General features: G+C 68.5%; 21 protein-coding genes. 11 read left to right on the forward strand and 10 right to left on the reverse strand.

The genetic code is table 11. The features are described 5' to 3' along the window. Window positions 1-3: 3 nt before the first annotated feature. A complete protein-coding gene (locus tag QR77_RS14615) occupies window positions 4-4,677 on the reverse strand; it encodes a DNA/RNA non-specific endonuclease (RefSeq protein WP_040022182.1) in 4,674 nt (1,557 codons plus the stop codon). A 327-nt stretch (window positions 4,678-5,004) separates the two neighbouring features. Here QR77_RS14615 and QR77_RS14620 point away from each other — a divergent pair, with 327 nt between their 5' ends. From QR77_RS14620 to QR77_RS14630, 3 genes are read left to right on the forward strand one after another with little or no spacing between them, the layout of a single operon-like run. Continuing rightward, window positions 5,005-5,307, forward strand: coding sequence for a hypothetical protein (locus QR77_RS14620; RefSeq protein WP_040022184.1), 303 nt, complete (start codon window positions 5,005-5,007; stop codon window positions 5,305-5,307). Further along, window positions 5,294-5,917 carry a DUF6879 family protein gene (locus QR77_RS14625; RefSeq protein ID WP_236710657.1) on the forward strand — a complete coding sequence of 208 codons (624 nt, stop codon included), beginning with the start codon at window positions 5,294-5,296 and terminating at the stop codon, window positions 5,915-5,917. Before QR77_RS14620 ends, QR77_RS14625 begins: the two co-directional genes overlap by 14 nt. Before the next feature lie 42 nt (window positions 5,918-5,959). Next, window positions 5,960-8,380 (forward strand): tetratricopeptide repeat protein, encoded by a 2,421-nt coding sequence (locus QR77_RS14630; protein WP_063798033.1) that lies wholly within the window; start codon window positions 5,960-5,962, stop codon window positions 8,378-8,380. Between the two features lie 79 nt (window positions 8,381-8,459). On the opposite strand, the gene QR77_RS14635 is transcribed toward QR77_RS14630, so the two are convergent. Next, entirely contained in the window at window positions 8,460-9,356 is an 897-nt protein-coding gene (locus QR77_RS14635; protein ID WP_236710659.1) for a serine hydrolase, read from the reverse strand. A gap of 347 nt (window positions 9,357-9,703) precedes the next feature. Between QR77_RS14635 and QR77_RS14640 the strand changes: the two genes are divergently transcribed. Then, complete coding sequence (locus QR77_RS14640; protein ID WP_052488747.1) at window positions 9,704-10,147, forward strand: SsgA family sporulation/cell division regulator; 444 nt, start codon at window positions 9,704-9,706, stop codon at window positions 10,145-10,147. A gap of 191 nt (window positions 10,148-10,338) precedes the next feature. Continuing rightward, entirely contained in the window at window positions 10,339-13,749 is a 3,411-nt protein-coding gene (locus QR77_RS14645; protein ID WP_040022187.1) for a S41 family peptidase, read from the forward strand. 98 nt (window positions 13,750-13,847) lie between these two features. On the opposite strand, the gene QR77_RS14650 is transcribed toward QR77_RS14645, so the two are convergent. Beyond that, window positions 13,848-14,123, reverse strand: a complete 276-nt coding sequence (locus QR77_RS14650) for a hypothetical protein (protein ID WP_040022189.1) — start codon at window positions 14,121-14,123, stop codon at window positions 13,848-13,850. Window positions 14,124-14,248: 125 nt separating this feature from the next. On the opposite strand from QR77_RS14650, the gene QR77_RS14655 reads away from it, so the two are divergent. Together QR77_RS14655 and QR77_RS14660 are read left to right on the forward strand one after the other, a co-directional pair. After that, window positions 14,249-15,124: an enoyl-CoA hydratase/isomerase family protein gene (locus tag QR77_RS14655; RefSeq protein WP_052488748.1), complete on the forward strand. Its 876-nt coding sequence runs from the start codon at window positions 14,249-14,251 to the stop codon at window positions 15,122-15,124. Beyond that, complete coding sequence (locus QR77_RS14660; RefSeq protein ID WP_078876678.1) at window positions 15,121-15,636, forward strand: helix-turn-helix domain-containing protein; 516 nt, start codon at window positions 15,121-15,123, stop codon at window positions 15,634-15,636. Before QR77_RS14655 ends, QR77_RS14660 begins: the two co-directional genes overlap by 4 nt. Here the strand turns inward: QR77_RS14660 and QR77_RS14665 are convergent. Genes QR77_RS14665 through QR77_RS14675 form a run of 3 tightly spaced genes read right to left on the reverse strand, consistent with a single transcriptional unit; the run spans window position 15,611 to window position 19,157 of the window. Further along, window positions 15,611-16,561, reverse strand: coding sequence for an SDR family oxidoreductase (locus QR77_RS14665; protein ID WP_052488749.1), 951 nt, complete (start codon window positions 16,559-16,561; stop codon window positions 15,611-15,613). The genes QR77_RS14660 and QR77_RS14665 overlap by 26 nt on opposite strands. Next, on the reverse strand, window positions 16,558-17,481 hold the full coding sequence (locus QR77_RS14670) for an alpha/beta fold hydrolase (protein ID WP_040022191.1): 924 nt from the start codon (window positions 17,479-17,481) through the stop codon (window positions 16,558-16,560). The genes QR77_RS14665 and QR77_RS14670 overlap by 4 nt, the downstream gene beginning before the upstream one ends. Beyond that, complete coding sequence (locus QR77_RS14675) at window positions 17,478-19,157, reverse strand: NAD(P)/FAD-dependent oxidoreductase (RefSeq protein ID WP_236710660.1); 1,680 nt, start codon at window positions 19,155-19,157, stop codon at window positions 17,478-17,480. The genes QR77_RS14670 and QR77_RS14675 overlap by 4 nt, the downstream gene beginning before the upstream one ends. Window positions 19,158-19,264: 107 nt before the next feature. Here QR77_RS14675 and QR77_RS14680 point away from each other — a divergent pair, with 107 nt between their 5' ends. Then, the gene (locus QR77_RS14680) at window positions 19,265-19,906 is read left to right on the forward strand and encodes a MerR family transcriptional regulator (protein ID WP_040022192.1); all 642 of its coding nucleotides are present in this window, start codon (window positions 19,265-19,267) and stop codon (window positions 19,904-19,906) included. 27 nt (window positions 19,907-19,933) lie between these two features. Here QR77_RS14680 and QR77_RS14685 read toward each other — a convergent pair whose 3' ends face one another. The 4 genes from QR77_RS14685 to QR77_RS14700 form a co-directional block, all read right to left on the reverse strand. Further along, window positions 19,934-20,746 (reverse strand): exodeoxyribonuclease III, encoded by an 813-nt coding sequence (locus QR77_RS14685; RefSeq protein WP_040022193.1) that lies wholly within the window; start codon window positions 20,744-20,746, stop codon window positions 19,934-19,936. Between the two features lie 32 nt (window positions 20,747-20,778). Then, window positions 20,779-21,561 (reverse strand): polysaccharide deacetylase family protein, encoded by a 783-nt coding sequence (locus QR77_RS14690; RefSeq protein ID WP_107068935.1) that lies wholly within the window; start codon window positions 21,559-21,561, stop codon window positions 20,779-20,781. Between the two features lie 245 nt (window positions 21,562-21,806). Beyond that, window positions 21,807-22,214, reverse strand: coding sequence for a rodlin (locus QR77_RS14695; RefSeq protein WP_040022194.1), 408 nt, complete (start codon window positions 22,212-22,214; stop codon window positions 21,807-21,809). A gap of 205 nt (window positions 22,215-22,419) precedes the next feature. Then, window positions 22,420-22,830 (reverse strand): rodlin, encoded by a 411-nt coding sequence (locus QR77_RS14700; RefSeq protein WP_040022195.1) that lies wholly within the window; start codon window positions 22,828-22,830, stop codon window positions 22,420-22,422. 204 nt (window positions 22,831-23,034) lie between these two features. On the opposite strand from QR77_RS14700, the gene QR77_RS14705 reads away from it, so the two are divergent. The 3 genes from QR77_RS14705 (at window position 23,035) to QR77_RS49990 (ending at window position 25,054) form a co-directional block, all read left to right on the forward strand. Next, a complete protein-coding gene (locus QR77_RS14705) occupies window positions 23,035-23,442 on the forward strand; it encodes a rodlin (protein ID WP_040027960.1) in 408 nt (135 codons plus the stop codon). Between the two features lie 344 nt (window positions 23,443-23,786). Continuing rightward, on the forward strand, window positions 23,787-23,978 hold the full coding sequence (locus QR77_RS14710; protein ID WP_269084361.1) for a chaplin: 192 nt from the start codon (window positions 23,787-23,789) through the stop codon (window positions 23,976-23,978). Between the two features lie 140 nt (window positions 23,979-24,118). Then, window positions 24,119-25,054 carry a chaplin gene (locus tag QR77_RS49990; RefSeq protein WP_040022197.1) on the forward strand — a complete coding sequence of 312 codons (936 nt, stop codon included), beginning with the start codon at window positions 24,119-24,121 and terminating at the stop codon, window positions 25,052-25,054. Window positions 25,055-25,079: the final 25 nt, after the last annotated feature.

Here is a 25,079-nt window from a genome sequence, read left to right on the forward strand (position 1 = left end):
GTTTCAGCTCTTGGGTTCGTTCGGTATGTAGACCCGGTTGGTGCCGGTGGTCGCGCCCTTGGGCATGAACTGGAATCCGTCACTGCCTTGTGCCTCCAGCCAGACACCTTCGGGGATGACACTGTCTCCTTGGTAGACGGGGGTGGCGGAGTATTCAATCACCTCGCCCTTGTCCACAGCCTTGCGTACCTGGCCCTCGTAGCGCCTCATTATGGGGCTGTTGGCGTAGGCGTGCATGGTGACGAAGTTCCGTGGGTCCTTGTTGGAACCCCCGATCTGGGCGCCCAGGAGATGGGCCCGGTTGTATCCCTTGTCGCTCTCCCATCCGGCCGGGTCGACGCTGGGGTTGGTCGTTCCCCCCATCATGCTGCGGGTGAGAGTGGCGGTGACACCCTGAGCCCGTCCGCCGGGGCCGAGCCGGCGGTAGTGGACACGACCACCCCAAGTGACGTCTTTTTCGTCGCAGGGCGCGAGGCCGAGTGGATCGAATTGCGTGTGAGGGTTGCCCACATAGGCGACGGGATTGGGCGCGGGAGCTAAGCCGAGGGGGTCAGGGGCGGCGTAGCGGGCAGTCTCGGGATCGTAGTGGCGGAAGTAGTTGTAGTACAGACCGGTTTCCGGGTCGGCGTACTGGCCGGGGAATCGTAAAGGGGTGTACGCGGTGGCGTCGGTGTTCCACGCGGTGGTGCCCCACACGGTGGTACGGGTTTGCCAGGCGATGTGGTCTTGTTCGTCGACGAGTTCGGTGGGCGTGCCGATCAGGTCGGTGACGATGGCGAAGAATCGGGTGTCGAACTCGTTCTGGGTGCGGGGCTTGCGTTCGTACTGGGCCAGGGGGCGGTATCCGTCGCATTCCCAGGACACGAGGGTGCCGGTGATGGTGTTGGCTTCTTCGGCCAGCCGGGTGCCGTCCCAACTGAAGTGGATTTCTTCGGCAACCTGGCCGTCGGCCGTGAACCGGCATTTGGCGGTGCGGCGTCCCAGAGGGTCGTAACGGTAGCGCCAGACGGTGCCGTCAGGGGTGATGCAGGCGGTGAGCCGGCCTTCCGGGTCCCAGGTGTAGCGCCAGATATCCGGCTTATGTGAGAGGCGCCTTTTGCGGCGCTCGACCACCCGGCCCGCTCCGTCACAGTGATAGGTGGTGCGTCCCGCGGTCGACATCCGGGTGACGTCCAGGGAGCGTTCACCCACGGAGTCCGGTGCGGCAGGGCTGCCGGGCCAGTCGGCGAAGCTCTGGTTGCCCGCCGCGTCGTAGCGGTATGTCTCTGTCTGCCGTGAACCAGTCTCGGCAGACAGGGGACGGCCCAGCGGGTCGATCTGGAAGTGTGTGGCGCGGCCGGTGGCGAAGTCGCTGATGCCTGTCAGCAGTCCGTCGGCGCGGTAGTCGAAGCGACGGTCGCGTATTCGGTGGTCGCCGGCGCGCAGAGTCTGGCCGGTCTGCCGGCCCATGCGGTCCCACTGCGAGGTGATTGCAGCGTGCGGGCTGAGGATGCGCTGAATCTCTCGGCCCAGGACGTCATGTTCGAAGGCCAACGCCCGCTCCCGGCCCAGCCGCAGGCCGATACGGTTGCCGACGGCGTCCCAGGTCTCCTCACTGACCGCTCCGGTAGGAGTGGTGCGTCCCGTGCGCTGTCCGAGGGCGTCATAGGCGTAGCGCATGGTGCGTCCATCGACAGTCTCAGCTATGACACGCCCGGCTGTGTCGTAGGTGAGGGAGAGCTCCGAGGTGGCGGTGCTGGCGTGCTCCAGTCGCCCGGCGGCGTCGTAGGAGTAGTTGGTGCACGCCCCGTTCACGTCCTTGGTGACGAGTCGGCCGATCTCGTCATAGGTGAACGTCCACGTGTGGCCGTCCGGCATCCGGCGCGAGGACAGTTGTCCGGCAGCATCGAAGACACTGGTGATGCTGCGGCCGTCAAAATCTGTCTCCGCGACGAGATCACCGCGTTTGTCGTAGCGAAGGTTCCACGTCAGGCCCCGCGGATCGGTGACAGCGGTGAGCCGTTGCTCGGTGTCATGGCTGAAGGAGTAGGTGGAGCCGTCCGGCAGCGAGCTGGAGTGCGGCAGATCGAAGGAACTGAACGTGTATCCGGTGGATACGCCGAGTGCGTCAGCGTGTTGCAGACAGTTGCCCTCGCCGTCCCACAGCCACGTCTCGCGCGTACCGTCGGCGGCGGTACGTTCAAGGAGGCGGCCCTCCGCATCCCAGATCAGGGTCGTGGTCGCACCGAGCGCGTCGGTCAGGGAGACGACTCTGCCGAAGATGTCGCGCCGGCTCACGGTGCGAGCGCCGTGAGCGTCGGTGAGGGCCAGCGGCAGTCCGGCCGGATCAGCCTCGATCGTCAGCACCGCCCCCAACGCGCCGGTCATGGTGGCGGGGGCGCCCGTTGAGTGGTGGGTGTAACGGGTGACGGAGCCGTCCGGAACGATCACCGAGGTGCGGTTACCGCGTATGTCGAATTGCTGATGGATCTGTGAACCGTCCGGGCCCGTCCACCGTATGGGCAGGTGCAGGTCGTTATATTCGATGTGGCTGATGGCGCCGTCGGGCGCGGTGACGGCGACAAGGTCACCGGAGGCGTCCCACTCCCAGCGAGTGGTTCGGCCGAGTGGGTCAGCGCGGGTGAGCAGGTGGTCGTGGCGGTCCCACTGCTGGGTGCTGGTGTGACCGAGCGGGTCGGTGACGGCGACGATCTGGCCGTACGGGCCGGCGCGGTAGACCGTGGCGTGCCCGAGTGAGTCGGTGTAGGTGACGGTGCTGCTGCCGTCCTCCTGTGTGCCCCCGTAAGTAACCTGTGAGTTGAGGATCCCATCGGTTCCGCGGGTTTCGACCACGCGGCCGACGGTGTCGTACAGATAGGTGAACTCGGTGCCGTTGGAGTCCGACCAGCCGGTGATGCGATGCGCGCCGTCGTAAGTGAAGCGCGTCGTGGCGTCGACCGCGTTGCGTACCCCGGTCAGGTCCCCGGCGGCGTCGTAGCTGAAGGCACGCATCCGGACCGGGGCACTGTCGGTGAGCGCGAACAGGCCGGTGATCCTGCCGTGTCCGGGATCAGTGTGGACCTGGATGCGACAGCCGCTGGTGTGCGTGACGCTGAGCGGAACGTCGTGCTCATCGCGCTCCACCGTGACGGTGTTGCCGTTGCGGTCCTCCACACTGACCAGCCACCACGCGTCGTCTTGCGAACCTGCGGTCTCGAAGTGGCGTGTGAGCCCGACGTATGGATCCTCCACCGTCAGCACATAGCTGGTGCCGCGCGTGACGTAGGTGAGCGGCAGTCGCATCCCCTCCGCAGGGCTCACCCGGTCGCCGGGCAGATCCGGCAGCCGCGGGTAAGCGAGGGCCGAGCCGTCCTCGCGGTACCACCAGTAGCAGCCTGAGGAGCTGTCTCTCTCCAGGCGTTCGTCGAGCGTGCAGGCCCAGGAGGGTCCGAAGGAGCGCCCGGCGGAGTAGCCGGACAGATGGGTACGGCGCAATAACAGTGGAAGCACGCCGGGCAGTTCCACATCAATCTGAGCGAGGATCATCTGGCCGGTGGCCATGTCGATCGGGTCGCCGCATGTCTCCTTGGCCTCCAGCGAACGGGCGCGCTGGGACAGTTTTACCGAGTCGATCTTCAAGCCGTTGCGGCCGGATGCAGGAGCGTTGCCGCTGTGCCCCGAGCTGCCGCCTTCATCGGACTTCGTGATGCGGATGTCGTGAACTCGGTCACGGATGTCCACGTCGATACCCTTGTACAACCGGGAGGTGTCTTTCACCCGGTCCGGGACCGTATCGGTGATGTGTTTGGCTACCTTGCCCAGGGCCTTCTCCGAGCCTTCGAGCGCGCCATGCAGCACACTGTCGAAAGCCTGCGTGAACGGATCGCGGCCCTTGCTGCGCCCGAACGCCCCCTTCGCCCTGGAAAGGGGCGAGCCCGCAGCCAGGTGCAGCTCACCACCGTGATGTGAGACCTTGCCCGCACCGTCCTCGAACTCGAAGTGATCGATCTTGGTGGCTTTCTGAGTGCCTCCGGTGCCGGTACCGCCGGAGCCGCCGGCCGAGGCGATCTGCATCCCGCCGTGTCCGCTTGCCCCACCGTGTCCACCTCCGCCGGAGGGCATGGAGACCGCCCCCTCGACCAGGTCGAGCACCGTGTCTTCGACCATCGCCTCCAGCTTGGCGTTGATCGGCTCGGTAATCTTGGCGAGGACCTCTTCAACGATTCGGTCTACGGCCTCGTCGAGGATTCTCTTGATCACCTGACGCATCGCCGCCACCTCGGCCGCGCCGAGCACTGCGGACAGCCCACCGGTGACGAAGGAGAGCCCGATCGAGAGACCCACCGACCCGGCCATGATGGCAAGTTCGGCTTCGGCCTTGGTCTTCATGCCGAAGATGATGTCCGCGAGCACGTCGCAGGCATCCGCGAACAGTCGGGCGAGTTTGGGAAGTTTCTCCAGATGGCTGGCCTTGATCCGGTTCCAGTGCTTCTCCATGGCATCGACAGCCCAGCCCTCGGAAGAGGACAGGATGCGCGAGAACGCCGCGTGTGCGTCGCCGCCGTGGTCCTCGAACCGCTCCGCGAACTCCCGCATGGCGTCAGCCATGTCGCGATAGTCATCCTCGTCCACATTCGGAAAGTTGATTCCGATGAAGTCCAGGACCTCGTCCAGCCACCCTGGGATCGTGTAACCCATCCCCGCCCCTCCCCCGTTGCACTGCACACTCACGAAAACCGAACGCACGCACTGCCCTCGACACCCTAATGGGAAGCAATAACACCGCATAAGCGTGCGACTACAAGGAGAAACTGGGCAGCAAGCCCGCTACGTCGACCGACCGACAGAACGCGGGGCCTGACCCTCCCGGGCGCCCGGAGCAGCGAACCGGCTCCCCGAGGGCGGGCGCGGTCTCTCCCCCGCACAGTCCCGCGCCCCGGCCCTGTGCCGACGGCCGTCCTGAAACCTTCGCCCCGTACCCGACCCCGTTGTCGAGTGTGACGGTGGCAAATACACTCCGTAGTTATGGCCTTACGAAAGCGCGAGGACGAAACGGCGCGCGAGTGGGAAGCAGATCCAACCGCCTCACTGGTGCGGCGGTTGGGCAAGTCCGCCGCAGAGCTCGGGACGACGGGCGGCCGGGACGGGTGCCCTGACATCTGGCAACTGGACAACGGCGACATCGCAGTGATCGGGCGGGATCTGACAGCGCACTACCTCTCGCGTCTCCCGCAGGGCGCCAGCATCGCATCGGACGAACGTCTGATCGTCATCCCCGGCATCACTCTGGCCGCCGCGAAACCGGATATCGCCGATGCCGGGCTCTGACCACCTCAGGCTGGTCGATCTGGATCACGCTCCGGGCGAGCGGCTGGCTCTGGCGGCCTACCGGAGCGATTTCCAGGAACGGCAGTGGACCATCGCGGGCCAGGACTCCTGGAAACTCGAACGTGGACAGAGTTTCCAGGAGCCTGGCTTCGAGAGCTGGGAAGCGTTCTCGCTGGGGCACTGGGACGAGGCGTTGCGCCTCATCGAGGGTGAACGCGACTATCTCCGGGACTTCTCGGCGAAGAACGCGGCACGCGGAACTGATCTCTTCCGGGTGCGGGTGGTGGAGAAGCCTCTGTCTGCCTATCTGCACTGGGAGTTGCACCTGCTGCGGCTGCGGGCGGAGTGCGGCGAGAAGATCAGAGTCGTGGGCCCTGAGGCCATCAGTGGCCTGGAGTCCGCCCGGCTGCTGCCGGAAATCCTCACCCTCGGTGAGGTGACCTACCGTATCCAATACACCGAGCAGGGAGCGCTGGACGGCGCCGTGCGGTTCACTGATCCCCAAGTCGCCGCGGACTGGGGGGATTTCATCCGAGATCTCTACGACACGGGCGAGGACTTGTCCGCTTACTTCGACCGTGAAGTCAGGCATCTCCCACCACCGGAGTAGGAAATCGTAGACGGCAGGCAGAGCGGCAGCACGCACTCGGAGATGTCCGGGACCGCCAGGGAGGTTGTACAAGCCCGCGATATCAACGGTGATGTCCATTTCCACGGCAACGGCTTCCGTGGCGACGGCGCTCTGCCGCCCGGGGTGCCACGACAGCTTCCACGTGACGCGAGGATCTTCGTCAATCGAAGCCGGGAGACGGACGAGCTCGACGCCGTATTCAGAGTTGAGGCCCACGAACCACGTTCCACCAGTGTCCACTTCATCGCGGGCACGGCCGGAGTAGGAAAGACGTCTTTCGCGCTGCACTGGGCGCACCGCCTCCTGAACCACTTCCCGGACGGTCAGCTCTACGCGAATCTCCGCGGCTACGACTCCGACCCGCCGGCCACGGCGAGCGAGATTCTGCGCAGTTTCCTGTCTGCCCTCAGCGTTCCTGCCCCGGCCATCCCTGTGGAGCTGGAGGCTGCCGCCGCGCTGTACCGGTCGCTCTCCGCAGGCCGGAAGATGCTGGTGTTCCTGGACAACGCCGCCACCGCGGGGCAGGTCCGTCCGCTGCTCCCGGGCTCGGCATCCTGCCTCGTCCTTGTCACAAGCCGCAGCAGACTGTCCGGGCTCAGTATCCGCGACGGCGCCCGGAGGCTGACTTTGGAGCCTTTGACGGAGACGGATGCGGTGGGTCTCCTCAGCACGGTCACCGCCGGTTATCGGGCCAAGGACGACACTCGGCAGTTGGCTGAGCTGGCTCGGCTGTGTGCTCGGCTGCCGCTGGCCCTGAGGATCGCCGCGGAGAGGGCCGCCAGTCGCCCGTACATGCGGTTGGACGAGCTGATACGGAATTTGAGTGACGCATCGGGCCCTTGGGACGCGCTCACCATTCCTGACGACGAGGGAGAAAGCGCCGTGCGAACCGTGTTCGCCTGGTCGTACAGAGCACTGCCATCCGAAGCGGCACGGCTGTTCAGGCTGCTCGGTCTTCACTCAGGGCCGGATTTCGGCGCGGAGGCAGCGGCAGCGGTCGCCGGCGCGACAATTGGCCAGGCCAGGAACCAGTTGGACATTCTTACGGGCGCGCATCTTCTGGAACAGAACGAGCCCGACCGCTACGGATTTCACGACCTGCTGCGCGCCTACGCGGTCGACCGGGTCCAGCACGAGGAGAGTTCTGAGAACCGCGCGGCGGCGATGCGTCGAGTCCTCTCCTGGTACCTGCACTCGGCCGACGCCGCGCAGACCTGGATCAATCCGCAGGAAGCCCACGTGGAGCTCGACGCACCGGCTGTCGGAGTCCGTCCGGCCGCCTTCTCCTCCTACGAGGAGGCGATGAACTGGTACGAGCTGGAACGGGCCAACCTCCTGGCTGCCGCTCGTGCGGCGGAGACTGCCGGAGAAGACCGCGTCGCCTGGCAACTGCCGGCGGTGCTGCGCAGTGTGCACATGCTCGTCAATCCCTTCGAGGAGTGGCTGACCATGGGGGACATCGGTCTGCGTGCGGCGCGTCGACTGGGTGACCGCCAGGGGGAGACCGAGCTGCTGGAGAGCCTCGGCATGGCGCACACGCAGTCACATCGTCTGACCGAAGCCGCCACGTATCACCGAGCGGCGCTGTCCCTGCGCCGGGACATGGGTGACCGCTCGGGCGAGGCGCTCTCGCTCAACGACTTGGGACTGCTGTATCTGCGAGAGCGCCGCCTTGCCGAGGCCGGAGACCTTTTCAGCACAAGCAGAGATATCTTTCGAGAGATCGACGCTCCTCACTGGGGCGCCGTCCTCACGGCCAACCTCGCCGAAACCATGTACCAGTTGGGCCGGTTCGACGAGGCATTCGGCCTCGCGCGTGAGGCGTTGGAGGCCCACCGTGAACTGGCCAATCGTGGAGGTGAGGGCAACGCCCTCCGGATCCTCAGCGAAGTGCGGGGGCGGCTCGGAGCGTACGACGAGGCCCGGCGGTGCGCCGAAGACGCCGTGGACATTGCCCGTAGCCACCGTAATCGCATGTGGGAGGGGTACTGGCTGCTCAGCTTGGGCAGAAGCCAACTGGCCTCCGGCCGGGCGACGGATGCCCTCGCGTCCTTCGGGCGATCCGGGGCGTTGCAGCGCGAGCTCGGTGACCGATCGCGTGAAGCGCAGGCGTGGTTCGGTTCGGGGAAGGCCCTTGCGAGGCTTGGGGAGTTCGAGAAGTCGGCCGGGTTCTGCCGCGACGCCGCGGTGGTCCATCGAGAGCTGGGCGATCGCTGGCAGCTCGCTCTGGCCTTGGACGGTCTTGCCGCCGCGTTCGATCAGGCGGGGAAGTCGGGTGAAGCACGACGGTGTTCGGCGGAGGCTCTCGCGTCGCTCGCCGCCTTCGACGACTTCTGGGCCGACACGGTGCGCGAACGCATCCGTGAGCGGGAGCGGGAGTGGGAGTGGGACCGGCTCGCGGGCCGTGAGGAGCCCCCATCTGTCCCGGGCGACCGTCCGTGATCAGTGGGGGAGGTACGACGGCGGAGGGGCCGCTCGCGGCTGGGTGCCGGGGGCGGCCCCTCGTGTCGTTCAGGGGTGGTTACTTCTTGAAGCCGTAGTCCATCAGCTTCTTCGCGTCCGCCGTGCGCTTGACCTCGGAGGGTGCTGCCAGGACCGTGCCGATGACCGTCTTGCCCTTGCGGGTGGCGGCGAAGACCAGGCAGTACTTGGCCTGGGGGCCCGAGCCCGTCTTCACGCCGATCGTTCCCGAGTAACCGCCCAGCAGGGTATTGGTGTTGGTCCACGACATGTAGCGGTAGCCGCCGTTGCGCGTGGTGACCTTCTGCTTGGTGGACCTGGTCTTGACGACCGTACGGAATGTGGCGTTCTTCATCGCGTTGCTGGCGAGTTTGGTCAGGTCGCGGGGGGTCGAGTAGTTCGACTTGGCGCCGATGCCGTCGAACGAGTCGAAGCGGGTGTTCTTCAGGCCGAGGCTCTTGGCCGTGGAGTTCATCTTGCCGATGAATGACTTCACCCGCGCCGCGCGCGTGGACCCCGTGCCGAACTTGTCGGCCAGCGCGTACGCGGCGTCGCAGCCCGACGGGAGCATCAGCCCGTACAGGAGCTGGCGGACGGTGACCTTGTCGCCGACGATCAGGCGGGCCGACGACGCGGTCTTCGCGACGATGTAGTCGCTGTACGCCTTCTGGATCGTGACCTTGGAATTGAGGTTGAGGTTCTTCTGCCCGAGCACCACCTGGGCCGTCATGATCTTCGTGGTCGACCCGGTGGAGCGGCGCGTGTCGGCGGCCTTGGCGAAGAGCGCCCTTGCCGTGCCGTTGTTCATCACGAAGCCGCCCTTGGCCGCGATCGCGGGCGCCTTGGGTACGGCGGCCTGCGCCGGGGAGGCGAGGGCTCCGGCGCCCAGGACCGTTCCCGTGGTGACAACGACCGCGAGGACGCGGTGAATGCCCTTGATTTTCGTAAAGCCAGTCAAGCCGGTAACGCCAGTTGTCACGGTGAATTCTCCAAATGCCCCTACAGGGCGGCCATACGGTGAGCCGCCCGACAGAGAGACAAACGAGACAGACCAATAGATGTGCGCTCCGCGAAAGTACTTTTTTCGCAATACGACGGATTGATGACCGCGAGGGCGGCGCGAGCAGGCCGCCACCTCGCGCCGGGCTTGCGCCGACCTTGCGCACGGCCTTGCGTCGACCGTGCGCCCACCGCGCGAAGACCGACACTGTTGCTCATATTGGTATGGTTTGTACTATTAGGGACTTAAGCCCCAGGTATGGCTGGGATCCGTACCGCCCGCGCGAGCCGCAGAGGAGCTGAACGATGCCTCCCGTCGTCGAGCAATCCACCAAGGCCTGTCTGATCACGGACGGCCCCGACCACAAGACCGTCCCCGTCACCCTCCGCTACGACAGCTCCGATCCGCTCGCCATGCGCATCGTCTTCCCCCCGGAGGTCTCGCTCGACAGCGACGAGGTGATCTGGGCCTTCGCCCGCGATCTCCTCGAATCCGGCCTGCGCGAACCCTCCGGCGACGGGGATGTGCACGTATGGCCCTCCGGCAGGGCACAGGCCGTGCTGGAGTTCCGTTCACCGGACGGAGTGGCCGTCGTGCAGTTCGACAGCGCGCCGCTGCGCCGCTTCCTGAGGAGCTCGTACGACATGGTCCCGGCCGGTGAGGAGCAGCAGGAGATGCAGGTCGAGCAGGGTCTCGGCCGGTTGCTGAACGCGAGCGGCAGCGGTACGGCTCTGCCGCCCGGCTCCTGAGCAGGGCAGGACCCCGACGGTCCGGGGTGGCGACGGACACCGGGGGCTACGAGTCCGGCACCGGGGCCCACGGGTCCGGCACCGGGGCCCACGGGTCCGGCACCGGCTCCGACGCGTCCGGCAACGGGTCCGTTCGAAAAAGCGCCGGTTCTGAAGTTGCCGCGCCCATCCCACGTGGAAAGCATTGGGGGGTGAGTGACGACGTCGCGTATCTCCGCTTCCCGCACCTGCACGACGACTTGCTGTGCTTCGCAGCCGAGGACGACCTCTGGGTCGCTCCCCTCGCGCCGGCCGGGCACCGCCCCGAGCGCGCCTGGCGCGTGACGGTCGACCGCACCAGGGTCGGCCATCCGCGCTTCTCGCCGGACGGCCGGCATATCGCCTATACGACCTGGCGCAGCCTCGATCCGGAGATCTACCTGGCCCCGGTGGACGGCGGGCCGGCCCGCCGGCTCACCTACTGGGGCTCCACGGACACGCGCGTCTGCGGCTGGAACCCGCCGGAGACCACGAACGGCAGCGCGAACGGCAGCGCGAACGGAGCCGTGGACGGCAGCGCGGGCGCGGAAACGGACGGCCTGGACGCGGGCGGCGCCCAGATCCTCGCCGTCTCCTCGCACGGCCAGCCCTTCTCGTACTTCTCCTGGTCCTACACCGTCCCCACGGACGGCTCCCCCGGTGGTCCGCTGCCCTGGGGCCCGGTCGCCGACCTCGCGGTCGGCGACATCGACGGTGAGCGCCGTACGCTGCTGCTCACCGGAAAGCCGCCGCACGAGCCCGCAGCGTGGAAGCGCTACCGGGGCGGCGCGATGGGCCGGCTGTGGCTGCACGGCGAGCGGCTGCTGCCGGACGTGGGCGGCCATATCGACTGCCCGATGCTCGTCGACGGACGGGTCGCCTTCCTCTCCGACCACGAGGGCGTCGGCAATCTCTACTCCTGCCTGCCCGACTCCACGGATCTGCGCCGGCACACCGACCACGACGCCTTCTACGCCCGGCACGCCTCGTCCGACGGCCGCCGGGTCGTCTACCAGTGCGCGGGCGACCTGTGGCTGGTCGACGGGCTGACCCCGGATTCGCAGCCGCGCAAGCTGGAGATACGCCTCGGTGGGCAGCGCGCCGGGCGCCGCGTGTACCAGGTGCCCGCTTCCAGCCACCTCCGGTCGATGTCCGTGGACACGACAGGGCGCGCGAGCGCCGTCTCCGTACGCGGCAGCCTCTACTGGCTCACGCACCGTGACGGCCCGGCCCGGCTGATCGCCGGCACCCCCGGCGTACGGGTCAGGGCGCCCGAGATGCTCGGCAGCGGCGGCCAGGTCGCGTACATCACGGACGCCGACGGCGAGGACGCCGTCGAGATCGCCTACCTGCCCCGGGCGAGCGGCCACCGCGAGCCGCGCAGGCTCGCTTCCGGGCATCTCGGCCGGGTGCACGAGATGGTGGCGGACCCGGAGGGGCGCCGGATCGCAATCGCCTCGAACGACGGGCGGCTGCTGCTCCTCGATGTGACGGAGGAGGCGGCGGAGGAGTCCACCGGCAAGGCGAGCGGTGAGGTCGCGAGCGAGGCGGGCCAGGTCACCGAGCTGATCCGGTCGATCAACGGCCCGGTGGCCGACCTGGCGTTCTCACCCGACGGCGACTGGCTGACCTGGTCCCACCCCGGCATAGGGCGTTCGCTGCGGCAGATCAAGATCGCCAAGATCGCGGGAAGCTTCGCGCACACGGTCGTCGACGTCACCAACGGGCGCTTCGAGGACGAGAACCCCGTCTTCACCAGTGACGGCCGCTATCTCGCGTTCCTGTCCTGGCGCGGCTTCGACCCGGTGTACGACGTGCACACCGGCGACCTGTCCTTCCCGCTGGGCTGCCGGCCGTACCTCGTACCGCTGTCGTCCGCGACGCCCTCCCCCTTCGCGCTGACGGCGGAAGGCCGGCCGGCCGCCGGGGGGCTCGATCCGACGGTCAGCGACTCGGGCGACGGTACGGTCCTGGTCGAGGTCGAGGGGCTCGCCGACCGGGTCACGCCCTTCCCCGTGACGGCTTCGAAGTACTCCACACTCCGTCCGGTCAGCGGCGGCGGGCTCGTCTGGCTGCGCTGGCCGATCTCGGGCGCCCTCGGCGAGACCTTCGCCAACCCCGCCGACATGTCGGGCCGTCCCACGCTCGAACACTTCGACATCGCGAAGGCGCGCAGGAGTGAACTGGTCAGCCATCTCGACTGGTTCGCGCCGAGCGGCGACGGCAGCCGTCTGGTCGTGGTGGACGACGACGAGTTGAGCGCCGTACCCGCCACCGAGCCCGGCGACGGCGACTCGACCGTCCATGTCGACCTGCGCCGGGTGCTGCACGAGGTCGATCCGGCGGCCGAGTGGCGCCAGGCGTACGACGAGGCGGGCCGCATCATCCGCGCGTACTTCTGGGAGCCGGACATGTGCGGGATCGACTGGGACGGGGTGCTCGCGCAGTACCGTCCGCTGGTCGAACGCGTCGCCTCACCCGACGAGTTCGCGGATCTGCTCCGCGAGGTCATGGGCGAACTGGGTACGTCACACGCGTATGTGACCCCGGCCAGGCGCAACGAGGGACCCCGCCACTACCAGCGCCCGATGGGCCTGCTCGGCGCCAACCTCGTGTGCAGGGACGGGGATTGGATGATCAAGCGGATCCTGCCCGGCGACTCGTCGGACTCCAAGGCCCGTTCACCGCTGGCCGGTACGGGCATCCGCGAGGGCGCCGTCCTCACCCATGTCGACGGGCGGCCCGTCGACCCGGTGGCCGGCCCCTACCCGCTGCTGTCGGCGGCCGGCGGCACCACCGTGGAGCTGACGTTCCGGACGGCGGGCCGCGACGCCTCGCGCCGGGTGGCCGTCGTACCGCTCATCGACGAACGGCCGCTGCGCTACCAGGACTGGGTGGCCAAGCGCCGGGAGGTCGTGCGCGAGATCAGCGGCGGCAGGTGCGGCTATCTGCACATCCCCGACATGGGCGGCTCGGGCTGGGCGCAGTTCAACAGGGACCTGCGTCTTGAGGTCTCGCGGCCCGCGCTGATCGTGGACGTACGGGGCAACGCGGGCGGCCACATCAGCGAGTTGGTCGTCGAGAAGCTGACCCGCCGCATCCTCGGCTGGGACCTGACACGCAACGCGCAGCCGGTGTCGTACGCCTCCAACTCGCCGCGCGGGCCGGTCGTCGCGCTCGCCGACGAGGCGACCTCGTCCGACGGCGACATGATCACGGCGGCGTTCCGGCTGCTCGGCCTCGGGCCCGTCGTCGGGCAGCGGACCTGGGGCGGGGTGGTCGGGGTGACGGGCCGGCACCGGCTCGGGGACGGCACGGTGATCACGGTGCCGATGAACGCCGCGTGGTTCGACGCGTACGGCTGGTCCGTCGAGAACCACGGCGTCGAGCCCGACATCGAGGCGCTGCGCACCCCGCTCGACTGGGCGGAGGGGCGGCACGCGCAGCTCGACGACGCGGTGTGGGTGGCGCTCGACCTGCTGGCCGCGCACCCGGCCTCGGTACCGCCACCGGGGTACGGGGCGGTGCCGGACCTGCGGAGGCCGGAGCTGCCGCCCAGGGGTACGGAGCAGGGGCCGGCCTGACCCCGGCCTGACCCCATGACCTCGCGGTACGGGAGACGCGGGGAGGCGCACCCGGCAACCGATCCGGGTGCGCCTCTCGTACAGCTGGCTCTTACAGCTCAGGCGTCGCGGTCGTGCATGTCGTCGTCGTGCATGTCGTCCTTGTGCATGTCGTCCTTCATACCGTCGCGCATACGGCCCTCGCCCTGCTCACGGCCCTTCCCGGCGCGGTCCTTGGCGTCGGAGGAGCGGTCGGACATGTCGTCCTTGTTGCCGGCGCCCTTGTTGTCCGCGTTGCCCGCGGACTTGTTGCCCGAGTCCTTGTCGGCCATGCGCTTCTGCGCCTCGTTCTTGAGCTGGTCGGCCTTGTCCTTGAACTGATCGGAAATGCCCATGGAAATTTCGCTCCTGGAAGGTGTGGGGGTGGGGCTCGACCAGACTGACACGACCTGACATTCAGTGCATTTCGACCTACAAGCCTAAGTATAATTTTTATATCCAGCCCTGTAGGGTCGGAGACATGAGCGAATACGAGCAACTGACGGTCGAGAAGAAGTCGCCCGCGTACTGGGTGGTCACCTTCGGCAACCCCCCGATCAACCTGATCGACTACGGCACAGTCCTCGACCTGCGGAAACTGATCGACACCCTGAACCGCGACCCCGAGGTGCGCGTGGTCGTGTTCCGGAGCGCGGACCCCGAGTACTTCCTCGCGCACTGGGACATCCTCAAGGACCCGTCCCCGCTCGCGGCCCTCCCGCCGGAGCCGGACGACATGTCGGCATGGGCGGGAACGCTGTCGCGGCTGGGCAAGGTGCGCGCGCTGACGATCTCGGCGCTCCGGGGCCGGGCGCGGGGCGCGGGCAGCGAGTTCGCGCTCGCGACGGACGTACGGTTCGCCTCCCGGGAGAACACCGTGCTCGGGCAGTTCGAGGTCGGGGTCGGGGCGGTGCCCGGCGGCGCGCCGATGGCTCAGCTCGCCAGGCTGGTCGGGCGTGGACGTGCGCTGGAGGTCCTGATCGGCGCCGACGACATCGACGGGGACCTCGCGGAGCGGTACGGATACGTCAACCGGTCCGTCCCCGACGCCGAACTGGACGCGTTCGTCGACGCCTTCGCCCGCCGGGTGGCCGGTTTCCCGAAGGCGGGGATCCTTGAGACGAAGGCGCTCGTGCACCAGGCGGTGCTGCCGCCCGACACCGAGTTCACGGCGGCGTCGAAGGCGTTCGAGGTCTCCTTCGGCCGGCCCGAGACGCAGGAGCGGGGCGCCCTGCTGGTCGAGCGCGGCCTCCAGCAGCGCGGTGAGGTCGAACTGCGGCTGGGACAGGCCGTCGCCGAACTCACACCGGCCTCCGAGGGAGAGGCCGACAGCACCGCCGTAGCCTCTCCGTCATGAGTGAGCCGGAGCAGACCGCGGGTGATGGTTCCCGGGCGGGCGTGCCCTCCCCCGACACCGCCGCCGACACCGACACCGCCACCGGCGCGACCTGTTCGATAGAACGGGCCCTGACGGTTCTCGGCGAGCGCTGGACCTGCCTCATCCTGCGCGAGACACACGCGGGCAGGACCAGATTCGCCGAGATCCGGCAGTCCCTGGGCATAGCGCCGAACCTGCTGACCACCCGCCTGACCACCCTCGTCGATTCAGGCGTGCTCGAAAAGCGGTCCTACCGTGAGCCGGGTGAGCGAACGCGCTTCAGCTACCACCTCACCGACTCCGGCCGGCAGGCGCTGATAGTGCTGGGCGCGCTCCAGCAGTGGGGCGACCAGCACGTCCCGCGCCCCGAGGGCCCGTCGGCCGAGCGGCGTACCAGGAGTACGGGAGAGCTGCTCGACGTTTCCTTCACCACCCCCGGGGGCACGGCGGTGCCGATGAGCGACGTCACGTTCGTCCCGACCGGGCGCTAGCGCCCGCGTCGCGCGCCTGCTCGTCGGCGGCGCCGCCGAGGCCCACAAGTCCCTTGCGTATCCCGGCCAGACGGGGTTCGAACCGGCGCATCTCCCGCGCGCCGACGGTGGCGACGAGGCCGGGCAGGTAGCCCCGCACGGACTGCATCCCGCGCAGCCACCACTGCGCGTACACATGCGCCGAGCGCCGCTCTATCCCGGCGACGATCCGGTCCACGGCGGGGCCGAGCGGATACGTACGGTTCGACGGCCAGGGCAGCCGCCGGCGCAGGTCGCGCATCACCTCGTCCTGGTCGGCGCCGCGCACCATGTCCGTATCGGTCCAGGACAGATAGCCGACGCCGACCTTGACGCCTTTGTGGCCGACCTCGGAGCGCAGGCTGTGCGCGAACGCCTCGGCGCCCGCCTTGGACGCGCAGTACGCCGTCATCATCGGCGCCGGTGTGAGCGCGGCGAGCGAGGCGATCTGGAGGAAGTAGCCCCGGCTCCTCAGCAGCACGGGCAGGAAGGCGCGCGCCGTCACGGCGCCGCCGATCAGGTTGACCTCGACGACCCGGCGCCACGCTTCGGGGTCGGAGTCGAGGAACGGGCCGCCGGTCGCGACCCCGGCGTTGGCGACGACGATGTCCACCCGGCCGAAGCGCTCCTCGACCTCCCTCGCGACGCGGACCATGGCCTCGTGGTCGGTGACGTCCGCGTACCAGTGGTCGCAGTCGGCGTGCAGCCGGGCGGCGACCCGCTTCAGCTCGTCCTCCTCCAGGCCGACGAGCGCGACCTTGGCACCGCGTGCCGAGAGCTTGCGGGCGAGCAGTTCGCCCACGCCGCGGGCGGCGCCGGTGACGACGGCCACCCGGCCATCGAGGCGTCCCGCGCCCTCTCCCGCGCTCGCACCCGCGTTGCGTCCTTCGTGTCCGTAGCTGCTCACGCGGCACCCTCCTTGGCGTTCACGTACGTCACCACCAGTTCGCGTATGCGCGCGGTGACGGCTTCCGGGGCTTCGACGGGCGTCATGTGCCCGACCCCGTGGAGTTCCACCAGACCGGCGCAGTCGGGCAGCGCGGCGGCGAGCGCCCGTGCCTGTACGGGCGGGGTGAGGCGGTCGGCCGTACCGACGAACACAGCGGTGGGTACGCGCAACTCCCCGACCTCCGCGTCGAGATCGAGCACGGCGAGGACATGGGACCAGGCGACCCGGACCGCCCTGGGGCAGGCGTGCACCATCCGGACGCACGCGAGGACGCGCTCCGGTGCGGCGCCCGCGCCCATCGTCCCGTAGCGCAGCATCCGCTTCGAGAGCGGAGAGACCGGGCCGAGCGGCGCGGGCGAGCCGAGGATCTTCCCGGTGAGCCAGGTCCGGAGGCGTCCGGCGCGCAGCGGCAGCACCAGCGACTCGGCGACCAGCCGCGAACTGCCCGTGCTGCACAGCACGGCGGCAGCGGCGTGCTCCCGGAAGCCGGGCCGACCGGAGGCGGCCAGCAGCGTCATGCCGCCCATGGAATGCCCGGCGAGCACCGCCTGCTCCCCGGCCTCCAGCGTGGCGGCGAGCACCGCCTCCAGGTCGTCGGCGAGCGCGTCGGTGGTGTGTCCCGTACGGGCGGCGGGCGGCGCGGTACGGCCGTGGCCGCGCTGGTCGTAGACGATCACGCGGTGGTCGGCGGCGAGGTCGGCGATCTGCGCGGCCCAGAAGCCGATCGAGCAGGTCCAGCCGTGGGAGAGGACGACGGCGGGCGCGCCGTCGGGTCCGTACACCTCGGTGTGCAGGCGCGAGCCGTCGGCGGAGACCACGGTCAGCTCGCGCGGGGCGGGCCTCCCGGACGGCGCGGCGGGCGCGGGGTCGCTCGTCATCGGACGACCTCCGTCCGGGTCCGCTGCGCGGGCACGGACAGCGCGTCACCACCGTCACCACCACCACCGCCGGCCGCGCGGATCACCTCGTACTCCGCGAGGTTCACCTGCCGCGTCGCCCTGCGGAACTCGGTCGTGGTGCCGGGCCACAGGGTGGTGTTGCGGCCGCTCGCGTCCGTGTACCAGCTTGTGCAGCCGCCGGTGTTCCAGACGGTCCGCAGCATCCGCTGCTGCACCCGGTCGTTCCAGGCCCGTACGGCCGCGGGGCGCGCCGCGAGCGCCACGCCGCCGGCCCGGCCGCCGAGTCCGTCCAGCTTCTTCAGGTAATCGGCCATGTAGTTGAGCTGGGACTCGATCATCAGAACCATGGACGAGTTGCCGAGACCCGTGTTGGGTCCGACGATCGTCATCCAGTTGGGGAAGCCGGCCGCCGAGGCGCCGCGCAGCGACTGCATCCCGTCCTTCCATGCCTCGGCGAGCGTGATGCCGTCGGCGCCCACCACGCGCTCGGCGATCGGCATGTCGGTGACGTGGAAGCCGGTGCCGAGGATGATCGCGTCGGCCTCGGTCCGCGTACCGTCGGCGGCGACCAGCGTCGATCCGTCCACCTCGGCGAGACCGGAGGCGATGACGTCGACATTGGGGCGGGCGAGCGCCGGGTAGTAGTTGCTGGAGAGCAGGATGCGCTTGCAGCCGATGCGGTACGGCGGCGTCAGCTTGGCCCGTAGCGCGGGGTCCTTGATGGCCAGCGCCATGTTGGCCTTGGCGAGGTTCTCGACGACCCCGAGCAGGTCGGGGTGTTTGGTGAACGCCTGGACCTGGGCCTCTCTGATGCCCCAGAGGAGCTGCCTGCGCAGCGTCCCGGTGAAGGGCAGTGCGCGGTGCAGCGCGCGCTCGGCCCGCGAGATCGCCCGGTCGGTGCGCGGCATCACCCAGGCCGGGGTCCGCTGGAACAGCGTGAGCCGCGCGACCTCGGGCTGTACGGCGGGCACGATCTGGATGGCGGAGGCGCCCGTACCGACCACGGCGACGCGCTTGCCGCGCAGGTCGTAACCGTGGTCCCAGCGCGCCGAGTGGAAGACCTTCCCGGGGAACGCGTCGAGCCCAGGTATCTCCGGCATCCGCGGATCCGAGAGCGCGCCGCTCGCGGAGACGACCACATCGGCGGTCAGCGTGCCGTGTGAGGTCTCCACGATCCAGTGCAGCGCCTCGCCGTCCCATCGCATCCGCCGTACCTCGCGGCCCAGTCGCAGGTGCGGGCGGAGCCCGAAGGTGTCGGCGACATGTTCGAGATACGCCCTGATGTACGGCTGCCCGGAGAAGGTGCGCGGCCACTCCGGGTTGGGCGCGAAGGAGAAGGAGTAGAGGTGTGAGGGGATGTCACAGGCGCAGCCGGGGTAGGTATTGTCACGCCATGTCCCGCCGACCGAGTCGCCGCGCTCCAGGAGGACAAAATCGGTGATCCCCTCGCGGCGCAGCCGTACGGCGGCGCCGAGGCCACCGAATCCGGACCCGATCACTGCCACGCGTACATGCTCGAACTCGCGCTCGCTCTCCCGCTCCCGCTCCAGCTCCCGCTCGTACGCATGCTCCCGTTCCTGCCCCCGCTGTCCCGTGCCCTCGCTCATGCCGCCGCCCTCCTGCCCCACAGAAACCATGCCAGTGATCACTGGCATGGTTGGGAGAGTAGAGCAGCGCCGTACTCGTGGGTAGGGGTTGGACGAAACAAGTTACCGCCGGTACGACATAGGCTGACCATGTGGAAGCCGTACGTGAATACCGCATGGAGGAGCTGGCCGATGCGGCCGGCATCACCGCACGCACCGTGCGCTTCTACCGCGAACGCGGCCTGATCCCGCCGCCGCGCCGGGAGGGCCGGATCGCCTGGTACAGCGACCACCACCTGGCCAGGCTCCGTACGATCGCCGGCCTGCTGGAGCGCGGCCACACCCTCAACGGCATCGCCGACCTCGCCACCGCGTTCGACAGCGGCAAGGACATGAGCGAGGTGCTCGGCCTCGCGGAGATCGGCGAGGAGACACCGGTACGGCTCAGCCCCGAGGAGCTCGCGGACTACTTCGAGGGCGAGGTCAGCGCGGAGAACCTCGCCGCGGCGCTCGACTCCGGCTATCTGGCGGTGGACGGCGACCAGATCGTCCACATCAGCCGGCGGCTGCTGGACGTGTCGGCGGCGCTGGTACGCAAGGGCGTGCCGCTCGCCGCGGTCCTGGAGGCGGGGCGCAGGGCGCGGCAACACACGGACGCGCTGGCGGAGTTGTTCATCACGGTCATGGAGACCTATGTGGGGGACGACTCGGCGGAGGAGCTGCGGCCACTGGCGAAGAGCGTGGTGGAGGCGGAGCTGTCGATGGCGCTGGACCGACGGCTGCGTACGGGGGGTACGGGGCGCCCGGGCGGCGCCTGACCGTCGTACCCAACCGTCCCGTACCCGTCAGACCCCGGCGCCCAGGCCGTCGTACGCGACCGTCACCGGGGCGTGGTCGCTCCAGCGCTCGCCGTGCGTGGCCGCGCGCTCCACCCAGGCCTTGACCGTACGGGCGGCGAGCCCGGGAGTCGCCACGTGGTAGTCGATGCGCCACCCGGTGTCGTTGTCGAAGGCGCGCCCCCGGTACGACCACCACGAGTACGGGCCGTCCTGCTCCGGGTGCTGGGCCCGTACGACATCGGTGTAGCCCGCGTCGTCGAAGACCCGGCTCAGCCAGGCGCGCTCCTCCGGCAGGAAACCGGACGACTTCTGGTTGGCCCGCCAGTTCTTCAGGTCGGCCCGCTGGTGGGCGATGTTCCAGTCGCCGCAGACCAGCACCTCGCGGCCGTCGGCGGCGGCGCGGACCTTCAGCTCCTCCAGGTACGCCAGGAACTCGTCCATGAAGCGGACCTTCTCGTCCTGCCGGTCGGTGCCGACCTCGCCCGACGGCAGGTAGAGGCTGGCGACCGTGACACCGGGCAGGTCGATCTCGGCGTACCGGCCGCTCGTGTCGAACTCCGCGCTCCCGAAACCGATCCGCACCCGCTCCGGCTCCTGCCGGGAGAGCAGCGCCACACCCGCGCGGCCCTTGGCGGCCGCCGGCGCGTACACGGCGTGCCAGCCGGCCGGCTCGCGTACGCCTTCGGGCAACTGGCCGGGCTCGGCCCGTACCTCTTGCAGGCAGACCACATCGGCCGCGGTCAGCGCCAGCCACTCCACGAAGCCCTTCTTGGCGGCGGCGCGCAGTCCATTCACATTCACAGAGGTCACGGTGAGCACCCCGGCACACTACCCGCCCGGCGGCGAGGGGCTCACGGGCGATAGACCATCCCGGGTTCCGGTTTCGCGGGCGCCAGGAGCTGGGAGACGGTCACCACCGTGTAGCCGCGCTTCTTCAGCGCGTCCAGGATGCCGGGAACGGCGGGGACGGTCCCGGGATAGATGTCGTGCAGCAGGATGATCCCGTCCCTGTGCGTCTGGTCGAGGACACGCTTCTGGATCAGGGCCGAGTCGGTGGTCTTGTAGTCCTTGGCCGTGACGCTCCACAGGACCTGCGAGAGTCCGAGGTCCTTGGCGACCCCTGAGACGTCCTCGTTGGTGCGGCCCTGCGGCGGGCGCATCAGGACGGGCTTGCGGCCGGTTATTCGCTGAACCGCGTCCTGGGTGAGGGACATCTCCTTGCGGGCCTCGGCGGGCTTGATGTCGGTGAGTATCTGGTGGGTCCAGGTGTGGTTGCCGAGTTCATTGCCGTCGGCGGCTATCTCGCGCACGGTGTCGGGGAACTTCATGACGTGGTTCTTGCCGAGCATCATGAAGGTCGCATGGGCGCCGTGCTGCTTCAGGACATCCAGCAGCTTCGGCGTGTACTTACTGGGTCCCGCGTCAAAGGTGAGCGCCACGCACGTGGCCTTGCGGCAGTCGACCGAACCACCGGCGACCTTCGCCGATTTCGGGGCCGCGCCACGGGCTTTGACCGGAGAGGTGACGGGGTACGAAGCTCCGCACGCGCTCACCGCCGCGGCCATGAAGGCGGCCGCCACGGCTCCCGCGGCAACTCGGCCCGGTCGCGCGGGCATTGATATCTGTTTCGGCATGGTGCTTTCTCCTTGAAGTGAACCCCGCGGGGGGCAGCTTCAAGAGCGCTCGACGGCAACGGAAGCTGTTGCCTGGAACGCTAGGAGTTTCGACCTTCGACCACTTCGGCGAAAAGTCGGTAGCACCGTCCGTAAAAAGTCTGGGCGGGAGATGATGTCCCCTACCAAAGTAGGGAACCGGCTTATCCCTTCGGCATGAAAAAAGCCCGGCTCGACGTTTCCGTCGAACCGGGCTTTCAGGACGATCAGCCGTTGCCGACGCCGTTCGCCGAGAGCACCGGGATGTTGTCCAGGATGTGCGACAGGGGCTCGTCACCCTTCGCCTGCGTCGAGTTCTCGACACACTGCTGGTTCTGCGGGGACGACAGGACGTTGACGTCCTGGACCGCGACGTTGAGGAGACCGATGAGGGAGCCGGCGTTCACCTTGGCGGGGAGGCCGATGCAGGGCTTGTTCAGCGAACCCTGGACCAGACCCAACTGCGGGCTCAAGTCTCCGTGAGTCGACGCGTTGCCGAAGGACTGCTCGGCACCGTTGCCACTGAGCGACGTCGTACCGGAGTCGTTACCGATCGCCATCGCCGGGGTGGCGATCGCAGCCGAGGCGCCGACGATCGATGCCGCTACAGCAGCGGTTGCCCACAGCTTCTTCATTTTGATGCCTTTCCGGAAAGTCGAACTCCACCGGTGGAGTTCCGACTTGTTCAACTGGGACACGGGGGGATAGTTGTGGCCGTTCCCCCGAACGGCTCAACGCTCATCTTGACGGGAAACCTTATTAATCCCCCGGCGTGGCGAAGGAGGCCGAGCCGCCGAAGAATGACCACCGGCGACCCCCGCCTTACCTTCGGCGGAACAATCAGCCGTTTCCGGCGCCGTTCGCCGAGAGGACCGGGATGTTGTCCAGGATGTGCGACAGGGGCTCGTCACCCTTCGCCTGCGTCGAGTTCTCGACACACTGCTGGTTCTGCGGGGACGACAGGACGTTGAGGTCCTGGACACCGACGTTGATGAGACCGACGAGGGAACCGAGGTTCGCCTTCGCCGGAAGGCCGATACACGGCTTGTTCAGCGAACCCTGGATAAGCGCCATCTGCGGGCTCATGTTGCCGTAGGTCGCGGAGTTTCCGTACGCCTGCATGGCGCCGTTCCCACTCAGCGAGGTGGTGCCACCGTCGTTTCCGACGGCGAGAGCCTGCGGAGCGGCGGCGGCCGACATACCGACAACGGAGGCGGCGACAGCGGCGCCGGCCATAACCTTCTTGATCACGATGAGTCCCCTTCTGAAGGATGCCCCAAGTCCCCGGGGCACACTGAGCAACTCCTCGCCGCCGGTTTAGTTCTCTCACGTCACTCCAACGGCCTATTACCGGAGTTCATCGAGCCGATCGAGTGACAGACCGGAACCAAACTCCGGCGCCGCTGTTGATACAGGTCGCACGACTTGCATTCCGAGAAAAGGAAAACCACCGTGATCAGGAAGATTATGGCTGGCGCCGCTGTCGCCGCCTCCGTCGTCGGCGTCTCCGCCATGGCGGCGCCGACGGCGCTCGCCGTCGGCAACGACTCCGGCACCACCTCGCTCAGCGGGAACGGCGCCGAGCAGGCGTTCGGCAACGCATCCACGAGCGGCAAGATGAGCCCGCAGGCCGAGCTGATCCAGGGCTCGCTGAATAAGCTCTGCCTCGGCGTGCCGGTCAAGGCGAACGCCGGCTCCCTCATCGGCCTCATCAACGTCGCGGTCCAGGATGTCCAGGTCCTGTCCTCCCCGCAGAACCAGCAGTGCGCGGAGAACTCCACCCAGGCGAAGGGCGACGAGCCGCTGTCGCACATCCTGGAGGACATCCCGGTCCTCTCCGCCAACGGCGTGGGCAACGACTAGGAAGAAGCCCAACTCGCCCTACCAGCACCACAAGTAACACCAGCGGCACAAACAGAACGCGTATGACGCACCACGCATCTGTGCGCGAAGGGCCGGCGGGAGCAAAGACGCCTCTGCCGGCCCGTGCGTTTCAATTCGGCGCTCCACGGCAATCGAGTGACACCCGTATGCCACGAAAGCGGGCAGTTTCTTCAGTTTGCCGCCATCGTTGGACTTCCAGCAGCGAACGTGTGAGCTGACTATGTGATGCTCGCGGACCACGAGAGCCGTGCGGACGTATCGGCGCTGCGGAAAGGGCTCAAATGAACTGCAAGAAGGCCGCCACCATTACCGCCGGACTGATCATGGCCGTGGGCTTCGCCTCCCCGGCCGTCGCCGACGCCGGAGCCGAGGGTGCCGCTGTCGGTTCCCCCGGTGTTCTGTCGGGGAATGTCATTCAGATTCCTGTCCACGTGCCCGTCAACGTCTGTGGCAACAGCATTGACGTGATCGGTCTGCTGAATCCCGCTTTCGGTAACGTCTGCGTCAACAACTGACGTCTCACTGACACCCCGCTGGGTGTTCTCGGGCCGGTCCCGGAGCGTGAACGAACGCGCTCCGGGACCGGCCTCAGTTGACTCCGATATCACCAGAGACATCTGCCGGCCGAACCCTGCCGGCAGGAGGAGAACCACACATGCGAGACCTCATCAGCAAAGGGCTGCTCACGGCCGCCGCCGCGACCAGTGTGCTGTCCATGGGCAATTACGCCCAAGCGGCCGACGCGAGCGGAGCGGCCGTCGGATCACCGGGGGTGCTGTCGGGCAATACCATTCAGGCGCCCGTGGACGTCCCCGTCAATGTCTGCGGAAACAGCATCGACGTCGTCGGCCTGCTCAACCCCGCCTTCGGCAACGGCTGTGCCAACAACTCCCACGCGCCGCACCACTCCTCGCACCCCTCGCACGCGACGCCTCAGGACCAGGCACCCCGTCCTGGCCCCGCGGTGCACACGGCGCCGGCACCGCGTCCGGCGTCCGACGACTCCTCCGCGTACGGGAACCCCCCTTCGCACCAGCCCCCGCACTCCCGCCCGAGCAGCCAGAACAACCACGGCGGATACGGCGGCCACGACCACCACGGCGGCGGCTCGCACGCCGACGGCAGCATGGTCGGATCCCCCGGTGTGGGCTCCGGCAACGGCATCCAGGCGCCGGTCGACGTCCCCGTGAACCTCTGCGGGAACAGCGTCGACGTCGTGGGCCTGCTCAACCCGGTCTTCGGCAACCACTGCGCCGTGAACCCGGACGAGGCCACCTCCGTCCACCACACCCCGCCGGCGCCCCACTCGCCGCACTCACCTCCCGCGCACCACCCCACGCCCAACAGCCCCGCGCACACCGTGCCGGGCGACGACCGCGCCGTCCCGCCGCCCCCCTACCAGGTGCCGAACCACCCGGAGCCGATGCTTCCCGTCGTGAAGTCCGTCCACGAGATCCCGGCGCAGCGCGCCGAACTGGCGCACACCGGCGCCGATCAGAACCTCCTCGCCGGTGCCGCCGGGATCAGCACCGCGCTGATCGTCGGCGGCGCGATCCTGTACCGCCGCTCCGGCGCGCGGGCCCGCGTCTGACCTCCTCCGTCCGTACCGCCGGGAG

It is taken from the genome of Streptomyces sp. 150FB, from assembly GCF_000818195.1.
Lineage (GTDB): Bacteria > Actinomycetota > Actinomycetes > Streptomycetales > Streptomycetaceae > Streptomyces.